Source organism: Streptomyces sp. NPDC102402, from assembly GCF_044765765.1.
In the GTDB taxonomy this organism is placed as follows: domain Bacteria; phylum Actinomycetota; class Actinomycetes; order Streptomycetales; family Streptomycetaceae; genus Streptomyces.
The window spans coordinates 469,234-485,838 of the sequence record NZ_JBIWKR010000003.1 but is presented as its reverse complement, the minus strand read 5'-3'; the positions used below and the strand labels follow the sequence as shown (position 1 = coordinate 485,838).

Genomic DNA, 16,605 nt, shown 5'->3' with positions numbered 1-16,605 from the left:
CACAGGGTGCCGCCGCTTCCTGGTGATCCGGCTCCGCCGTCGGCCGATGAGGGTCTCTGTGATCCGCCGGCGGTCTCCGGAGTCGTGGGGCCCGGGCCCCTGTGCCTCAGCGGCTGTCGCTGCCCCGGGATTCGGCGGCCGCCCGGCCGGCTTCCAGCCGGGCCACCGGAATGCGGAACGGCGAGCAGGAGACGTAGTCCAGGCCCACCTCGTGGAAGAAGTGCACCGACTCCGGGTCCCCGCCGTGCTCACCGCAGATACCGAGCTTGAGGTCCGGACGGGTGGCCCGCCCGGCCTCCACGGCACTGCGCACGAGCGCGCCGACGCCGTCCTTGTCGATCGTCTCGAACGGCGACACCCCGAAGATGCCCTTCTCCAGGTACGCGGTGAAGAACGAGGCCTCCACGTCGTCGCGGGAGAAGCCCCACACCGTCTGGGTCAGGTCGTTCGTGCCGAAGGAGAAGAACTCCGCGGCCTCGGCGATCTGGCCGGCGGTCAGCGCGGCACGGGGCAGCTCGATCATCGTGCCGATGGACAGCTTCAGCTCGGTGCCGGTGGCCGCCTCGACCTCGGCGATGACGCGGTCGGCCTCCTCGCGGACGATCTCCAGCTCCTGGACCGTGCCGACGAGCGGAATCATGATCTCGGCGCGCGGGTCGCCCTTGGCGTTCTTGCGCTGCGCCGCGGCCTCCGCGATGGCACGGACCTGCATCGCGAACAGCCCCGGGATGACCAGGCCCAGACGCACCCCGCGCAGCCCCAGCATCGGGTTCTGCTCGTGGAGCTTGTGCACGGCCTGCAGCAGGCGCAGGTCGTTCTCGTTGGCGTCCTTGCGGGACTCGGCGAGCGCCACCCGCACGGAGAGCTCGGTGATGTCGGGCAGGAACTCGTGCAGCGGCGGGTCGAGCAGTCGGACGGTGACGGGCAGCCCGTCCATCGACTCGAACAGCTCGATGAAGTCGGCCTTCTGGAGCGGCAGCAGCGCTTCGAGCGCCGCCTCCCGCTCGTCGTCGGTGTCCGCGAGGATCAGCTTCTCGACCATCTCGCGGCGCTCGCCGAGGAACATGTGCTCGGTGCGGCACAGGCCGATGCCCTGGGCCCCGAAGCGGCGGGCCCTGGAGGCGTCCTCGGCGTTGTCCGCGTTCGCCCGTACACGCAGCCGGCGTACGCGGTCGGCGTACGCCATGATGCGGTGCACGGCGGCGACGAGCTCGTCGGCGTCGTCGGCACCGGCGTGCATGCGGCCCTCGAAGTACTCGACGACCGGGGACGGGACGACGGGCACCTCACCGAGGTACACCTTGCCGGTGGAGCCGTCCACGGAGACGAGGTCGCCCTCCTCCACGACGGTGTCCCCGACCGTGAGCCGGCGGCGCTTGGTGTCGACCTCGATCTCCTCGGCACCGCAGACGCAGGTCTTCCCCATGCCGCGGGCGACGACGGCGGCGTGCGAGGTCTTGCCGCCGCGCGAGGTCAGGATGCCCTCGGCCGCGATCATGCCGTCGAGGTCGTCGGGGTTGGTCTCCCGGCGGATGAGGATGACCTTCTCGCCCGAACGCGACCACTTGACGGCGGTGTACGAGTCGAAGACGGCCTTGCCCACGGCCGCCCCCGGGGAGGCGGCGATGCCCCGGCCCAGCAGCACGCTGGCGGCACCGTGGTCGAAGCGCGGGAACATCAGCTGCGCGAGCTGGGCGCCGTTGACCCGCTGGAGCGCCTCGGCCTCGTCGATCAGGCCCTGGTCGACGAGCTGGGTGGCGATGCGGAAGGCGGCACCGGCGGTGCGCTTGCCGACCCGGGTCTGGAGCATCCAGAGCTGACCGCGCTCGATGGTGAACTCGATGTCGCAGAGATCCTTGTAGTGGGTCTCCAGCGTCTCCATGATCTTCATCAGCTGGTCGTACGACGCCTTGTCGATCGACTCCAGCTCGGCGAGCGGCACGGTGTTGCGGATGCCCGCGACGACGTCCTCGCCCTGTGCGTTCTGGAGGTAGTCGCCGTAGACGCCCTGGTGGCCGCTGGCCGGGTCACGGGTGAACGCGACGCCCGTGCCGGAGTCGGGACCGAGGTTGCCGAAGACCATCGAACAGATGTTGACGGCCGTGCCGAGGTCGCCGGGGATGCGCTCCTGGCGGCGGTAGAGCTTGGCCCGGTCGGTGTTCCACGAGTCGAAGACCGCGTTTATGGCCAGGTCCATCTGCTCGCGCGGGTCCTGCGGGAAGTCCCGCCCGGCGTCCCGGGTGACGATCTTCTTGAACTCCTTGACCAGCTTCTTCAGGTCGGCCGCGTCGAGGTCCACGTCGACCGAGACGCCCTTGGCGTCCTTCGCGGCCTCCAGCGCCTCCTCGAAGAGGTCACCGTCGACCCCGAGCACCGTCTTGCCGAACATCTGGATGAGGCGGCGGTAGGAGTCCCAGGCGAAGCGCTCGTCGCCCGCCTGTGCGGCGAGGCCGACGACCGAGGCGTCGGAGAGGCCGATGTTGAGGACCGTGTCCATCATGCCGGGCATCGAGAACTTCGCGCCGGAGCGTACGGAGACCAGGAGCGGGTCGTCGGCCTGGCCGAGGTTCTTGCCCATCCGCCGCTCGAGCGCCGCGAGGTGCGCGCTGACCTCGTCGCGCAGCTCGGCCGGCGAGTCACCGCTGTCGAGGTAGACCTTGCAGGCCTCGGTGGTGATGGTGAAGCCCGGAGGGACGGGCAGCCCGAGGTTGGTCATCTCGGCGAGGTTGGCACCCTTGCCGCCCAGAAGATCCTTCAGATCCTTGTTGCCCTCGGTGAAGTCGTAGACGAACTTCTGGGGGTCTTTGTTTTCCGACACGGGTCTCGACTCCTCGAGGACGCGGTGGCTGCCCTGACGGCGAGGAACATACCCAGATCGAAGGTGTCTGGGTACGGCCACTTGCGCGTCGTGAGGCCTCAACCACCCGTCCGCCAGCAGATCGAAAGTAACGCGCGGGTGCCACCACAGGAGAGGAGTCATTCACTCCTTGAAGCCAAGGTGACGGAGAGTGCGCCACATGACCGGATTCCCGCACGCGCAGTAGCCGATGCTTTGATCGATCAAAGTAAACGCACCTGGCACCCAGTGCCATCATTTGAGAAGTACAGCCGCCGAGAGCGCGCTCATCTGAGCCGAACGCCTCTCAGGGGTGGCGAGAATCACGCCGCCACGTGCGCTCAGATGTCACGATCCGGACGCCCACAGGTCGACACCTGGTCACTCTCGGGCCGCGCGGCGAGCACGGAAGGTGATTCCCGCCGCCCGAAAGGAGAGCGGGCCCACACGACTGACCCCGAATCGCGGAGGATCACCCCGGAACTCATGAAAAAGCCCGCTCATCCGAGCGGGCTCTCGGCGGGGCACCCGGTGCCCCGCCGTCGCGGGCGACTCTCAGCCGCCCGAGGTGTCCAGCTCCGCGTCGGCGCCGACGCCCGCGCAGTCGTACGGGTCCTTGAGCCAGCCGTCCGGCAGCGCCACCCGGTTGTTCCCGGAGGTGCGCCCGCGAGGGCCGTCCGCGCCGTCGGGCCAGGGCTGGTCCAGGTCCAGCTCCTGGAGCTGTCCGCCCAGCTCCTCCAGCGACGAGGTGACGGCGAGCCTCCGGCGCATGTCCGAGCCGACCGCGAAGCCCTTGAGGTACCAGGCGACGTGCTTCCGGAAGTCGATCACTCCACGGCTCTCGTCCCCGATCCACTCCCCCAGCAGCGTCGCGTGGCGCAGCATCACGTCAGCGACCTCGCGCAGGGCCGGAGCCTGCCTGCTGCCCGTGCCCTCGAAGGCGCTGACCAGGTCACCGAAGAGCCAGGGGCGGCCCAGGCAGCCGCGGCCGACGACGACGCCGTCGCAGCCGGTCTCCCGCATCATCCGCAGGGCGTCGTCCGCGCTCCAGATGTCGCCGTTGCCGAGGACGGGGATCTCGGGGACGTGCTCCTTGAGGCGCGCGATGGCGTCCCAGTCGGCCGTGCCGCCGTAGTGCTGGGCGGTGGTCCTGCCGTGCAGGGCGACCGCGGTGATGCCCTCCTCGACGGCGATACGGCCCGCGTCGAGATAGGTCGTGTGGTCGTCGTCGATGCCCTTGCGCATCTTGATGGTGACCGGGAGGTCGCCCGCCTGAGCCACTGCCTCGCGGAGGATCGCCCGCAGCAGGGGCCGCTTGTACGGGAGGGCCGAGCCGCCGCCCTTGCGGGTGACCTTGGGGACCGGGCAGCCGAAGTTCAGGTCGATGTGGTCGGCGAGGTCCTCGTCGACGATCATGCGGACCGCCTTGCCGACGGTCACCGGGTCCACTCCGTACAGCTGGATGGAGCGCGGGGTCTCGCTCGCGTCGAAGTGGATGAGCTGCATGGTCTTCTCGTTGCGCTCGACCAGCGCCCGCGTCGTGATCATCTCGCTGACGAACAGGCCCTTGCCTCCCGAGAACTCTCGGCACAGGGTGCGGAAGGGCGCGTTGGTGATGCCGGCCATGGGGGCGAGCACGACCGGCGGCCGCACGGTGTGCGGGCCGATCCGGAGCTGTGGGAGGGCAGGGGCGAGCGTGGTCATGGACCCATTGTCCCGTACGCGGGCGGCGGCGCGGATGGTGCCCGTTCAGGCTGTGGTGAAGGTCGCGGCGGAGAGGCCGGCGGAGCTCGCGGCCGGGGGCCCGGCGGAGAGCCCGGGAGTTGCGGAGGATCTTGGTGCGGCCGGGGTGGGCGGCACGGGCGCGGGCCCGGATCACGAGGTGATCCGGGCCCGCGCCGTACGGGTGGTGCGTGGTGCGAGGAGGTCAGCTCTCGGCCGGTGCGTCCTGCGCCGGCGCCGTCTGGGCGGCCGCACGCTCGCGCATCTTGCGCACCAGCTCCTGCTTCTTGTCCTCGGCCGCCTTGCGGTCGTTGTCGCGGGCGGGGCCCGCGCCCTGCTGTTCGGCGCGGGACAGCTTCTTGCGCTGTCCGCCGACGCCGAGGAGGTTGTTGCGGCTCTTGGCCACGGGGTCTCCCATTCGTAGTGAGGTGGTGAGGATGACGAGTCGTGTATCGATCCGATGGGCGACGGGCGGTCGGGCCCGTCGCGCGCTCACTCGTAGATCTGGAAGAACGAAGACATGGCAGAGAAGGTACCCCGGACGAAGGGGCTCCTCATCCGGTTATTTCCGGCCACACACGCTCCGGGCTCAGGCGGTCGGGTCGACCGTGGCCTGGTGGGCCTCGGTCAGGTGCTCCTCGGCCTTGAGCCAGGGCAGGAACTGAGCCCCCTTGCGCCATCCGCAGGTGCCACAGGCCAGCTGCCGCTGCATCCCCGACTTCCTTACGTGGACGACGTGTTCACGGCCGTGCTGGTCCCATCTGCTGACCTTGCTCGTGGTCATGGACGGCATCGGGGCCTCCCCTGTGGACGAGTGGGCCCAGTCTGCACGAGGCCCCCGGTTCCGTGCGCCGGAACCGGGGGCTTCGTGGGGGCTTCGTTATGAACGCGGGTGCGGTCAGCAGCCCAGCAGGCGGGAGCCGAGGTAGCCCTGGATCTGGTCCAGGGAGACGCGCTCCTGCTTCATCGTGTCGCGCTCGCGCACGGTCACCGCGTTGTCGTCGAGGGTGTCGAAGTCGACGGTGACGCAGAACGGCGTGCCGATCTCGTCCTGGCGGCGGTAGCGGCGGCCGATGGCGCCCGCGTCGTCGAACTCGATGTTCCAGTTCTGCCGCAGGTCGGCGGCGAGGCCCTTGGCCTTCGGCGACAGCTGCGGGTTGCGGGACAGCGGGAGGACCGCGACCTTGACCGGCGCCAGGCGCGGGTCGAGGCGCATCACGGCGCGCTTCTCCATGACGCCCTTGGCGTTGGGCGCCTCGTCCTCGTTGTACGCGTCGAGGAGGAAGGCCAGCATCGAGCGGCCGACACCGGCCGCGGGCTCGATGACGTACGGCGTGTAGCGCTCGCCCTTCTCCTGGTCGAAGTAGAAGAGGTCCGTGCCGGAGGCCTTGGAGTGAGCCTTGAGGTCGTAGTCCGTGCGGTTGGCGACGCCCTCGAGCTCGCCCCACTCGCTGCCGCCGAAGCGGAAGCGGTACTCGATGTCAGCGGTGCGCTTGGAGTAGTGGGAGAGCTTCTCCTGCGGGTGCTCGAACCACCGCATGTTCTCCTCGCGCATGCCGAGACCGGTGTACCAGTTCCAGCGCTGCTCCATCCAGTACTCCTGCCACTGCTCGTCCTCGCCCGGCTTGACGAAGAACTCCATCTCCATCTGCTCGAACTCGCGCGTGCGGAAGATGAAGTTGCCCGGAGTGATCTCGTTCCGGAAGGACTTGCCCATCTGCGCGATGCCGAACGGCGGCTTCTTGCGGGAGGTCTGCTGCACCTGGCCGAAGTTGGTGAAGATGCCCTGGGCGGTCTCGGGGCGCAGGTAGGCGACCGAGCCGGAGTCCTGGGTCGGGCCGAGGTGGGTGGAGAGCAGTCCCGAGAACGCCTTGGGCTCGGTGAACGTGCCCTTGTTCCCGCAGTTGGGGCAGTTGAGGTCGGCCAGGCCGTTCACGGGCGGCTTGCCGTGCTTCTCCTCGTACGCCTCCTCCAGGTGGTCGGCGCGGTAGCGCTTGTGACAGGAGGTGCACTCGGTGAGCGGGTCGGAGAAGGTGGCGACGTGGCCGGAGGCCACCCAGACCTCGGGGGCCAGGATGACCGAGGAGTCGATGCCGACCACGTCCTCGCGCGCGGTCACCATGTAACGCCACCACTGGCGCTTGAGGTTCTCCTTCAGCTCGACGCCCAGCGGCCCGTAGTCCCACGCGGCCCGCTGGCCGCCGTAGATCTCACTGCAGGGGTAGACGAAGCCACGGCGCTTGCTCAGGCTGACGATGGTGTCGATCTTGTCGGCGGCCACGGTGCTCTCTTCATTACGACGGCGGAACTGGACAGGGACGGCGCGCGACGCCTCGACGGAGGTGGTGATCGGGAGACGGGCGGGCGAATACCCCAGATTACCGGCGGGCGCACCCTCTGGATCAAATCGGTGGGGCGCATCGCGGTCACCGGGTTCGGTACCGGGCATCTCATCAGCCTTGTTGACAATCGTTTCCACTTTTGTTGAAAATGACTGTCATGAACGTACGCCGCCTCATACCCACAGCCGCCGTCGCCGGAGCAGTCGCCCTCGGCCTCACCGCGCTCTCCGCCTGTTCCTCCTCGGACGCGGCCGAAGGCGGGTCCGACGGCAAGCTGGACGTGGTGGCGTCCTTCTACCCGATGCAGTTCCTGGCCGAGGAGATCGGCGGGTCGCACGTCTCCGTGACCACGTTGACCAAGCCGGGCACCGAGCCCCACGACCTGGAGCTCTCCCCCCGGCAGGTGGGCGGTCTGAGCGACGCCGACTACATCCTGTTCCTCAAGGGCGTCCAGCCCGCCGTCGACGACGCGGTCGCGCAGGCCGGTGTCGAGAACACGGTCGACGCGGCGAAGCTCACCACGCTCGAGAAGCACGGCTCCGAGGTCGGCCACGACCACGGCCACGAGGAGGGCGAGGAGCACGGCGGCGAGGAGGAGGCCGGACTCGACCCGCACATCTGGCTGGACCCCGTGAAGTACGCCGAGGTCGCCGAGGGTGTCGGCAAGTCCCTGGAGAAGGCCGATCCCGACCACGCCGCGGACTACCGTGAGAACACGGACGCCCTGGTCACCGAGCTGAACGCCCTGAACACGGCGTACGAGACCGGGCTCAAGGACACCGCCACCAAGACGTTCATCACCACCCACTCCGCCTTCGGGTACCTCGCCGAGCGCTACGGCCTCACCCAGGAGGGCATCGCCGGCCTCGACCCCGAGGCCGAGCCCAGCCCCGCCCGGATCGACGAGATCCACCACGTCGCCGAGGAGGCCGAGGCCACCACGGTGTTCTTCGAGACGCTCGCCAGCGACAGGACCGCCAGGACCCTGGCGAACGACCTGGGTCTGAAGACCGGCGTCCTGGACCCGCTGGAGGGAATCACCGGCAAGTCCGCGGGTGCTGACTACATCGAGGTCATGGAGTCCAACCTGACCGCGCTGAAGAAGGCCCTCGGCGCGAAGTGACCCGAGCAACACCCGAACCCGTCGCAGCACCGGAGGCGATCGTGCCCGACCCCAGTACGCCAGAACCCGTGATCAGCATGCGCGGAGCCACGGCGACGCTCGGCTCGCGCCCGGTGCTGCGCGGTGTCGACCTCACCGTCCACCGCGGCGAGGTCGTGGCCCTGCTGGGGGCCAACGGCTCCGGCAAGTCCACCGCCGTGCGCTCCGTCATCGGCCAGGTGCCGCTGACCGGCGGCACCGTGGAGCTGTTCGGAACGCCGCTGCGCCGCTTCCGCCGGTGGGCCCGCATCGGATACGTGCCGCAGCGCACCACGGCGGCGGGCGGCGTCCCCGCCACGATCCGCGAGGTCGTCGCCTCAGGGCGGCTGTCGGTCACGAGGCTGAGGCCGCCCGGCAGGGCGGACCGGGCGGCCGTGGACCGGGCCATCGAGCTCGTCGGCCTCACGGACCGCGCCAAGGACTCCGTGGACGCCCTCTCCGGCGGCCAGCACCAGCGGGTCCTGATCGCCCGCGCGCTCGCCTCCGAGCCCGAGGTGCTGATCATGGACGAGCCGATGGCCGGCGTCGACCTGGCCAGCCAGGAGATCCTCGCCACGACGCTGCGCGAGCAGGTCGCCGGCGGGGCGACGGTGCTGCTCGTCCTGCACGAGCTCGGCGCCCTGGAGCCGCTCATCGACCGGGCGATCGTCCTGCGCGACGGCTGCGTCATGCACGACGGACCGCCCCCCGAAGCCCTGGGACAGCACGCGCTGCCCGGTCACGACCACGTACACCCCCACGCGGCCACCGAGCCCGTCCGGACGGGACTGCTGAGCTGATCATGCTGGAATTCCTGAACCCCCCCTTCATGCAGCGGGCCCTGATCGCCGCCGTCCTGGTCGGCATCACCGCCCCCGCCATCGGCATCTACCTGGTCCAGCGCCGCCAGGCCCTGATGGGCGACGGGATCGGCCATGTCGCCATGACCGGCGTCGGCCTCGGCTTCCTGCTCTCCACCAACCCCGTCTGGATGGCGACGCTCGTCGCCGTGGCCGGTTCCGTCGTGATGGAGCTGATCCGCTGGTACGGGCGCACCCGGGGCGACATCGCCCTGGCCATGCTGTTCTACGGCGGCATGGCGGGCGGGGTGATGCTGATCAACCTCTCGGACACCGGCTCGAACGCCAACCTGACCTCGTTCCTCTTCGGCTCCCTGTCGACCGTCTCCGACGAGGACGTCACCACGATCGCCGTACTGGCCGCCTTCGTCGTACTGGTCACGGTGGGGCTGCGGCGGCAGCTGTTCGCGGTCAGCCAGGACGAGGAGTTCGCCCGGGTCACGGGACTGCCGGTGCGCGCGATCAACCTGCTGGTCGCGGTGACGGCCGCGGTCACCGTCACGGTGGCGATGCGGGTCGTCGGCCTGCTGCTGGTCAGCGCGCTGATGGTGGTGCCGGTCGCCGCGGCGCAGCAGATCTCGAAGTCCTTCAGGGTGACGTTCGTCCTGGCCGTCGTCATCGGTACGGCCGTCACTCTCGCGGGCACCGTGACCTCGTACTACCAGGACGTGCCCCCCGGTGCGACGATCGTGCTGCTGGCCATCGCCGCGTTCGTCGTGCTCACCGCGCTCGCCACGCCGCTGGCCCGCAGGCGGGCCAGGAGCCGCGGGGCGGAGGCGGACCGGTGCACCCTTGAGGTACCGGCCGCCCGCCCGGCCAAGGACGACGTGCAGGTGTGACCGTGACCCCGGGACGGGCTGGCACAATGGCCCGACATATGTACGGGCGACACGAGGAGGCAGCTGTGGCCACGGCGCCGATCAGTGGCACGAACGCGGCCCCGGTACGGGGCCGGTCCACCCGGCAGCGGGCGGCGGTCGCGGCGGCGCTCGACGAGGTCGACGAGTTCCGCAGCGCCCAGGACCTGCACGACGTGCTGAAGCACCGGGGCGACTCGGTCGGACTGACCACGGTCTACCGCACGCTTCAGTCCCTCGCCGACGCCGGCGAGGTCGACGTCCTGCGTACGACCGACGGCGAAGCCGTCTACCGGCGCTGCTCGACCGGCGACCACCATCACCACCTGGTCTGCCGCGTCTGCGGCAAGGCCGTCGAGGTCGAGGGGCCCGCCGTGGAGCAGTGGGCGGAGACCATCGCCTCGCAGCACGGCTATGTGAACGTGGCCCACACGGTGGAGATCTTCGGGACCTGCGCGGACTGCGCCGAGCGGAGCTGACCGCCGGCGGGGGCCCGCACCGGGCCCCCGCCGTCACGCTCAGCTCTTGGTGATCTCCTCGGCGCCGCCGAAGCGCCGGTCGCGCCGGGCGAACTCCAGGCAGGCGTTCCAGAGGTCGCGGCGGTCGAAGTCCGGCCACAGGACGTCCTGGAAGACCATCTCGGCGTACGCGCTCTGCCAGATCAGGTAGTTGGACGTGCGCTGCTCACCGCTGGGACGCACGAAGAGGTCCACGTCCGGCATGTCCGGGTAGTAGATGTACTTCGCGAACGTCTTCTCGTTGACCTTCGACGGGTCGAGCTTCCCGGCCGCCACGTCCTCGGCGATGCGCTGCGCCGCGTCGGCGATCTCGGCCCGGCCGCCGTAGTTGACGCAGAAGTACAGCGTCATCTTGTCGTTGCCCTTGGTCTGCTCCTGGGCGACCTGGAGCTCCTGGACGACGGACTTCCACAGCTTCGGCATGCGGCCGACCCAGCGGATCCGGATGCCGAGCTCGTCCATCTCGTCGCGGCGGCGGCGGATGACGTCCCGGTTGAAGTTCATGAGGAACTTCACCTCGTCCGGCGAACGCTTCCAGTTCTCCGTGGAGAAGGCGTACAGCGAGAGGTTCTTGACGCCCATCTCGATGCAGCCCTTGAGGACGTCCATGACGACGCCCTCGCCGACCTTGTGGCCCTCGGTGCGCGGCAGGCCCCGCTCCTTGGCCCAGCGGCCGTTCCCGTCCATCACGATCGCGACGTGCTTGGGAACGAGCTCACCGGGGATCTTCGGCGGGGTGGCGCCGGAGGGGTGCGGCTCGGGGGTCTTGTACTCACGCCTGTTACGGCCGCCGAGCATCCCGCGTACTGCCATGGGCTTCTCTCGTCTCCCTCTGTCACTTCTCTACGTACCGCAGCGAGCGCAGGCCGCGCTCCAGATGCCAGTGCAGGTAGGCGGACACGAGTCCGCTCCCCTCCCTGACATGGCGCGCCTCGGACGCGTCCGCCGTCTCCCAGTCACCGGTGAGCAACGCGCTCAGCAGTCCGACGGCCTCCGCCGAGGGTACGACGCTCCCGGGCACCCGGCAGTCGCCGCATATGACGCCTCCCCCCGCGACGGAGAAGAACCGGTTCGGTCCGGGCATGCCGCACTTGGCGCAGTCGTCGAAGCTGGGCGCGTAGCCGTTGACGGCGAGGGAGCGCAGCAGGAACGCGTCCAGGATGAGATTCGGCGCGTGCTCGGCGCGTGCGAGGGTGCGCAGCCCGCCGACGAGCAGGAGGTACTGCTGGACCGCGGGCTCGCCCTCGTGGTCGGTGAAGCGCTCGGCGGTCTCCAGCATCGCGGTGCCCGCGGTGTACCGGGCGTAGTCGGAGACGATGCCGCCGCCGTACGGGGCGATCGTCTCGCTCTGGGTGCACAGGGGGAGGCCGCGGCCGACGAGCTCGCTGCCGCGCGCGAAGAACTGCACGTCCACGTGGGAGAAGGGTTCGAGGCGCGCACCGAATTTGGACTTGGTGCGGCGCACCCCGCGCGCCACGGCACGCACCCGCCCGTGGCCCCGGGTCAGGATCGTGATGATCCGGTCGGCCTCGCCCAGCTTCTGCGTACGCAGCACGACGCCGTCGTCCCGGAACAAGCTCATGCGCCCATTGTCGCGCACCGGGGCGCCGGCCCGCGGAGGGGCTTCCAGGACCGGTGCGGGGGCCCCGGGCGCGGGCGTCCGCCCCGGAAGGCCCGGCAGGGCTCAAGCGGGGCCTACGACGGCGTACGCGCCGCCTCCAGGAGCTTCGCCGTGTCGGCGGGGCAGAGCTGGAGCGCGCCGCCCACCGTCGTCAGCACATGGCGCTCCGCCTGGGTGTACGGGCCGTCGGCGAGCGCGATCCTGGCGCCCCGCAGCAGGATCGCCTCGCGGCCGGGGACGGCCAGGTGCGGCGCGAGGGGTTTCAGGACCTCGTGGAGCTCGATGGCGAGGGCGGGCCCGCAGGCCTCGGCCGCGGGGTCGGCCCCGTCCCCGCGTCCGGTGTCCGCCGCGAGCACCTCGACGATGGTGAAGAGCTGTTCCTGGGAGCAGTCGTCGAGGCCGGCGTCGCGGACGGTGGCCGCCGCGGTCTCCAGGACGGTGCGGGAGGTGGTGCCGCCCGCGGCCAGCACGGCCAGGGTGACCGTGTGCACGGCCTCCCGCAGCATGCCGGAGAAGCGGGTGGTGGTGGGGTGGTCGAGGGTGTCGGGCGCGAAGTGCGTCCCGCAGGCCGCGCAGGCGACGACGGGCCCCGCGCTGCCCCGGGCCAGCAGCGGCAGTCCGAGGACGGTGAAGCGGTGTCGGCCGGTGAGACGCCGGTAGTTGCGGTCGCCTCCGCAGCACGGGCAGAAGAACTCGCCGTCACCGACGGTGTCCCAGACGGTACGGATGCCGTAGATGCGCAGTCTCAGGGCGCGTTGTCCTTTGGCTGTCCGCACGTCGCACACCTCCGTAACGCCACGGCAACATTGCCGCGTTGGACGTGATGTTAGCCACATGCGTGATGTGACGTCAGTATCCCGTAGGTCAAATCACCGGGAGATGGCCGAACCCCGTCCACCCTCGGCGGGTGAACGGGGCTCTCGGGCCGGGCAGTTCAGTGGCGTATCCGACGTTTGTCCGGAATGCCGCTCGACTGTGTCAGCGGGTCGCGCGGTTGACCGCGGAGACGACCGCCTTGAGGGAGGCGCGCGTGGTGTTGGCGTCGATGCCGATGCCCCACAGCACCTTGCCGTCGATCGCGCACTCGATGTAGGAGGCGGCCTGGGCGCTCGCACCCTCGCTCATCGTGTGCTCGGTGTAGTCCAGCAGACGGGCGTCGATGCCGATGGCCTGCAGCGCCTCGAAGAAGGCGGAGATCGGGCCGTTGCCCGTGCCGGTCAGCACGGTGTCGGCACCGTCGACGGTGGCCTCGACGGTGATCGTGTCCTGGCCGTCCGAACCGGTCGTCGTCTGGCCGGAGCGGATCTGCACGCGCCCCCAGGCGTTCTCGGGGTTGGGCAGGTACTCGTCCTGGAACGTGGACCAGATCTGGGAGGGCGTGACCTCGCCGCCCTCGGCGTCGGTCTTGGCCTGAATGATCCGGGAGTACTCGATCTGCATCCGGCGCGGCAGGTCCAGCTTGTGGTCGTTCTTCAGGACATAGGCGATCCCGCCCTTGCCGGACTGCGAGTTGACGCGGATGACGGCCTCGTAGGAGCGGCCGACGTCCTTCGGGTCGATCGGCAGGTACGGCACCGCCCACTCGATGTCGTCGACGGTCTTCCCCTGGGAGGCGGCGTCGGCCTCCATGGCGTCGAAGCCCTTCTTGATGGCGTCCTGGTGGGAGCCGGAGAAGGCCGTGTAGACCAGGTCGCCCGCGTAGGGGTGGCGCGGGTGGACCTCCATCTGGTTGCAGTACTCGCTGGTGCGGCGGATCTCGTCGATCTGCGAGAAGTCGATCTGCGGGTCGACGCCCTGCGAGAAGAGGTTCATGCCCAGGGTGACCAGGTCGACGTTGCCGGTGCGCTCGCCCTGGCCGAACAGGCAGCCCTCGATACGGTCGGCCCCCGCCATGATCGCCAGCTCGGCGGCGGCGACCGCGGTGCCCCGGTCGTTGTGCGGGTGGACCGACAGGCAGACGTAGGGGCGGCGGGTCAGGTTGCGCGACATCCACTCGAAGCGGTCCGCGTGGGTGGACGGTGTCGAGCGCTCCACGGTGGCGGGCAGGTTCAGGATGATCTCGCGGCCCTCCTCGGGCTGCCAGACGTCACAGACCGCCTCGCAGACCTCCAGGGCGAAGTCCAGCTCGGTGTCGGTGAAGATCTCCGGGCTGTACTGGTAGCCGAAGACCGTCTCGTCGCCCAGGATCTTGTCCGCGTACTCCATGACCAGGCGGGTGCCGTCCACGGCGATCTGCTTGACCTCCTCCTTCGAGCCGCGGAAGACCACGCGGCGGAAGGTGGGCGCGGTGGCGTTGTACAGGTGGACCGTGGCGCGCCGCGCGCCGACCAGCGATTCGACGGTGCGCTCGATCAGTTCCTCACGGGCCTGCGTCAGGACGGAGATCGTCACGTCCTCGGGGATCGCGCCCTCTTCGATGATGGAGCGCACGAAGGCGAAGTCGGTCTCGCCGGAGGACGGGAAGCCGACCTCGATCTCCTTGTAGCCCATACGTACGAGCAGGTCGAACATCTCGCGCTTGCGGGCCGGCGACATGGGGTCGATCAGGGCCTGGTTGCCGTCACGCAGGTCGGTGGACAGCCAGCGGGGGGCCCGCGTGATGCGGTTGTCCGGCCAGGTGCGGTCGGAGATGTCCACGGCCTCGTAGCCGCGGTACTTGTGGACCGGCATCCCGGAGGGCTTCTGCAGCTGCCCGGCATTGGTCACGGGGGTGGGTCCACCGACGGGGACGTCGTTGTGCACGGGGGAATTCACTGCGGTCATGGCGTACGGCTCCTCTGAGGTCCAGCAGGGCGGCCGACTGTGTCGCTGCAACAGCGAACTCCGCGGGGAGGGAGTCGGCCTACGACTACAGGCCCTCGCCGCGGCAGCTAAGAAGGAGCAGCCCGAAACGCATGATGCGGCAACAGTAACCGAGGAGCGCCCGATACGTCGGTCCGTATCAGTATGCGGGATCGAGGCCGCGTGAAGGCAGAACGGTGATACATCACTCTATTTCGTCAATCACAGTCGCAACCAGTGACAGTGCGGTGACGGAGTGCCACAGTCATTTGCATGCAGCCTCGACCGAACAACGGGTTCCAGCCCGTCTTCTGCACCATCGTGCCGCCCCACGTCCTCGACAAGCTGTCCCAGGCAGACGACCCGCTCCTGGCCGAACCCGCACGGCGGACCCTGGAGGCCGACGGAGCCCGGCGCCACCACCGACGGGTGACCGCGCTGGCCTGGACGCCCCAGGCCGCCCGCACCTCCGCCCCTGTCCCCACCAAGCCCCACCGGACCCTGCACGACTGCCGCCACGGCACGGACCTGCCGGGCGTGAAGGTCCGCGACGAGGGCGACGAGCCCACCCAGGACGCCAGCGTCAACCGCGCGTACGCGGGACTCGGCGCCACCTTCGACCTGCTGCTGACGGAGTACGGCCGCAGTTCGATCGACGGCAAGGGCCTGCCGCTCATCGGCTCCGTGCACTACGACGAGAAGTACAACAACGCGTTCTTCGACGGCGAGCAGATGGTCTTCGGGGACGGCGACGGGGAGATCTTCCTCGACTTCACCGTGGCCATCGACGTGATCGCCCACGAGCTGGCGCACGGGCTGACCCAGTACACCGCCAACCTGGCGTACGAAGGCCAGTCGGGCGCGCTCAACGAGTCCGTGTCCGACGTCTTCGGCTCCCTGGTCAAGCAGTACTCGCTGGGCCAGAGCGCGGACCAGGGCGACTGGCTGATCGGCGCGGGGCTGCTCGCCCCCAGGGTCAGCGGCGTGGCCCTGCGCTCGATGAAGGCTCCGGGCACGGCGTACGACGACGACGTGCTCGGCAAGGACCCGCAGCCCGCGTCGATGGACGACTACGTCGAGACGGACGAGGACAACGGCGGGGTCCACATCAACTCCGGCATCCCCAACCGGGCCTTCTACCTGCTGGCCACCGCCCTCGGCGGCAACGCCTGGGAGAGGGCCGGCCGGATCTGGTTCGACGTGCTGACCGGGGGCGAGCTGGCCCAGGACGCGTCGTTCACGGACTTCGCCAAGCTCACCGTCGCGGCCGCGCAGCACAGGTTCGGGGAGGGCGACGAGGCCGAGGCGGTGCTGAAGGCGTGGTCGGAGGTGGGCGTGCCGACCCGCTGAACGGGTAGGGAACGCGGGACCGTCCGGGCCGGGTCAGTCAGGAGCCAGCACGCATGCGCATTCAGGTGAGCCGGACCGGCGGTTTCGCCGGCATCGCACGCCACGGCGAGGTCGAGACCGCGGGACGGCCCGACGCCGCCGAGTGGGAGGCCCTGGCCGAGACGGTGCTCGCCGCCGGCCAGGGCGGCCCTGCGGCGGGTGGTGTGCCGGACGGCTTCCGCTACCGGATCACCGTGGGCGACCGGACGGTCAAGTGCGCGGACCCCCGGTTGACCGAGGCGCAGCGGACGCTGATCTCGCGGGTCCTGAAAGAGGGCGCGTAGTCCGGGCTCCGCAGAAGAGGCGTGTACCACGGGCCCTGAGCGCCTTACGGAGAGCGGGGCCCGGGGCCTGGGCGCCTTCGGAGAGTGGGGGCCCGGGTCCGCCCCGGCTCCTTTCGGAGAACGGGGCCCTGGTCCGCCCCCGGAACCCCGGCTCGCGCCGCCGCTTCGGGATCACCCGCCACGCCGCACTCGCGCCCCCGCCCCAGGGGCCTCAGCGGCTTCGCGCTACTGCGCCGACCTCCGGCCGCCGCTCC

15 protein-coding genes are annotated in these 16,605 nt (G+C 69.9%); 6 read left to right on the top strand and 9 right to left on the bottom strand.

Annotated elements, in window-relative coordinates:
* Window positions 1-106: 106 nt before the first annotated feature.
* The 5 genes from ppdK to ACIRJR_RS11575 all read right to left on the bottom strand — a co-directional run bounded on the left by ppdK (window position 107) and on the right by ACIRJR_RS11575 (window position 6,839).
* Window positions 107-2,818 (bottom strand): pyruvate, phosphate dikinase, encoded by a 2,712-nt coding sequence (gene ppdK / locus ACIRJR_RS11595; protein WP_403777502.1) that lies wholly within the window; start codon window positions 2,816-2,818, stop codon window positions 107-109.
* A gap of 573 nt (window positions 2,819-3,391) precedes the next feature.
* Complete coding sequence (gene dusB, locus ACIRJR_RS11590; protein WP_403777499.1) at window positions 3,392-4,540, bottom strand: tRNA dihydrouridine synthase DusB; 1,149 nt, start codon at window positions 4,538-4,540, stop codon at window positions 3,392-3,394.
* 223 nt (window positions 4,541-4,763) lie between these two features.
* Window positions 4,764-4,964 (bottom strand): DUF6243 family protein, encoded by a 201-nt coding sequence (locus ACIRJR_RS11585; protein WP_403777496.1) that lies wholly within the window; start codon window positions 4,962-4,964, stop codon window positions 4,764-4,766.
* Between the two features lie 183 nt (window positions 4,965-5,147).
* Window positions 5,148-5,351, bottom strand: coding sequence for a hypothetical protein (locus tag ACIRJR_RS11580; protein ID WP_403777493.1), 204 nt, complete (start codon window positions 5,349-5,351; stop codon window positions 5,148-5,150).
* Window positions 5,352-5,456: 105 nt separating this feature from the next.
* Window positions 5,457-6,839 carry a glycine--tRNA ligase gene (locus tag ACIRJR_RS11575; RefSeq protein ID WP_403777491.1) on the bottom strand — a complete coding sequence of 461 codons (1,383 nt, stop codon included), beginning with the start codon at window positions 6,837-6,839 and terminating at the stop codon, window positions 5,457-5,459.
* Window positions 6,840-7,057: 218 nt separating this feature from the next.
* On the opposite strand from ACIRJR_RS11575, the gene ACIRJR_RS11570 reads away from it, so the two are divergent.
* The 4 genes from ACIRJR_RS11570 (at window position 7,058) to ACIRJR_RS11555 (ending at window position 10,237) form a co-directional block, all read left to right on the top strand.
* The gene (locus ACIRJR_RS11570; RefSeq protein ID WP_403777488.1) at window positions 7,058-8,023 is read left to right on the top strand and encodes a metal ABC transporter substrate-binding protein; all 966 of its coding nucleotides are present in this window, start codon (window positions 7,058-7,060) and stop codon (window positions 8,021-8,023) included.
* A gap of 77 nt (window positions 8,024-8,100) precedes the next feature.
* Window positions 8,101-8,841, top strand: a complete 741-nt coding sequence (locus ACIRJR_RS11565; RefSeq protein WP_403778707.1) for a metal ABC transporter ATP-binding protein — start codon at window positions 8,101-8,103, stop codon at window positions 8,839-8,841.
* The gene (locus tag ACIRJR_RS11560) at window positions 8,841-9,740 is read left to right on the top strand and encodes a metal ABC transporter permease (RefSeq protein WP_403778704.1); all 900 of its coding nucleotides are present in this window, start codon (window positions 8,841-8,843) and stop codon (window positions 9,738-9,740) included. Before ACIRJR_RS11565 ends, ACIRJR_RS11560 begins: the two co-directional genes overlap by 1 nt.
* 65 nt (window positions 9,741-9,805) lie before the next feature.
* Complete coding sequence (locus ACIRJR_RS11555) at window positions 9,806-10,237, top strand: Fur family transcriptional regulator (protein ID WP_403777485.1); 432 nt, start codon at window positions 9,806-9,808, stop codon at window positions 10,235-10,237.
* A 39-nt stretch (window positions 10,238-10,276) separates the two neighbouring features.
* On the opposite strand, the gene ACIRJR_RS11550 is transcribed toward ACIRJR_RS11555, so the two are convergent.
* The 4 genes from ACIRJR_RS11550 to leuA form a co-directional block, all read right to left on the bottom strand.
* Complete coding sequence (locus ACIRJR_RS11550) at window positions 10,277-11,089, bottom strand: isoprenyl transferase (protein ID WP_403777482.1); 813 nt, start codon at window positions 11,087-11,089, stop codon at window positions 10,277-10,279.
* A gap of 22 nt (window positions 11,090-11,111) precedes the next feature.
* Window positions 11,112-11,858 carry a DNA repair protein RecO gene (gene recO / locus ACIRJR_RS11545; RefSeq protein WP_403777479.1) on the bottom strand — a complete coding sequence of 249 codons (747 nt, stop codon included), beginning with the start codon at window positions 11,856-11,858 and terminating at the stop codon, window positions 11,112-11,114.
* 113 nt (window positions 11,859-11,971) lie between these two features.
* Window positions 11,972-12,673 (bottom strand): TerB family tellurite resistance protein, encoded by a 702-nt coding sequence (locus ACIRJR_RS11540; RefSeq protein WP_403777476.1) that lies wholly within the window; start codon window positions 12,671-12,673, stop codon window positions 11,972-11,974.
* 202 nt (window positions 12,674-12,875) lie between these two features.
* On the bottom strand, window positions 12,876-14,660 hold the full coding sequence (gene leuA / locus ACIRJR_RS11535; RefSeq protein WP_403777473.1) for a 2-isopropylmalate synthase: 1,785 nt from the start codon (window positions 14,658-14,660) through the stop codon (window positions 12,876-12,878).
* A 291-nt stretch (window positions 14,661-14,951) separates the two neighbouring features.
* Here leuA and ACIRJR_RS11530 point away from each other — a divergent pair, with 291 nt between their 5' ends.
* On the top strand, window positions 14,952-16,028 hold the full coding sequence (locus ACIRJR_RS11530) for a M4 family metallopeptidase (RefSeq protein ID WP_403777470.1): 1,077 nt from the start codon (window positions 14,952-14,954) through the stop codon (window positions 16,026-16,028).
* 53 nt (window positions 16,029-16,081) lie between these two features.
* Window positions 16,082-16,351, top strand: coding sequence for a protealysin inhibitor emfourin (locus ACIRJR_RS11525; protein ID WP_403777467.1), 270 nt, complete (start codon window positions 16,082-16,084; stop codon window positions 16,349-16,351).
* Window positions 16,352-16,605: the final 254 nt, after the last annotated feature.

What these genes read in the sequence shown, in the direction of transcription:
- ACIRJR_RS11530 (WP_403777470.1), top strand. Translation starts at nt 14,952, where the DNA reads ATGCAGCCTCGACCGAACAACGGGTTCCAGCCCGTCTTCTGCACCATC.
- leuA (WP_403777473.1), bottom strand. Translation starts at nt 14,660, where the DNA reads ATGACCGCAGTGAATTCCCCCGTGCACAACGACGTCCCCGTCGGTGGA.
- ACIRJR_RS11580 (WP_403777493.1), bottom strand. Translation starts at nt 5,351, where the DNA reads ATGCCGTCCATGACCACGAGCAAGGTCAGCAGATGGGACCAGCACGGC.
- ACIRJR_RS11570 (WP_403777488.1), top strand. Translation starts at nt 7,058, where the DNA reads ATGAACGTACGCCGCCTCATACCCACAGCCGCCGTCGCCGGAGCAGTC.
- recO (WP_403777479.1), bottom strand. Translation starts at nt 11,858, where the DNA reads ATGAGCTTGTTCCGGGACGACGGCGTCGTGCTGCGTACGCAGAAGCTG.
- ACIRJR_RS11565 (WP_403778707.1), top strand. Translation starts at nt 8,101, where the DNA reads ATGCGCGGAGCCACGGCGACGCTCGGCTCGCGCCCGGTGCTGCGCGGT.
- ACIRJR_RS11525 (WP_403777467.1), top strand. Translation starts at nt 16,082, where the DNA reads ATGCGCATTCAGGTGAGCCGGACCGGCGGTTTCGCCGGCATCGCACGC.
- dusB (WP_403777499.1), bottom strand. Translation starts at nt 4,540, where the DNA reads ATGACCACGCTCGCCCCTGCCCTCCCACAGCTCCGGATCGGCCCGCAC.
- ACIRJR_RS11550 (WP_403777482.1), bottom strand. Translation starts at nt 11,089, where the DNA reads ATGGCAGTACGCGGGATGCTCGGCGGCCGTAACAGGCGTGAGTACAAG.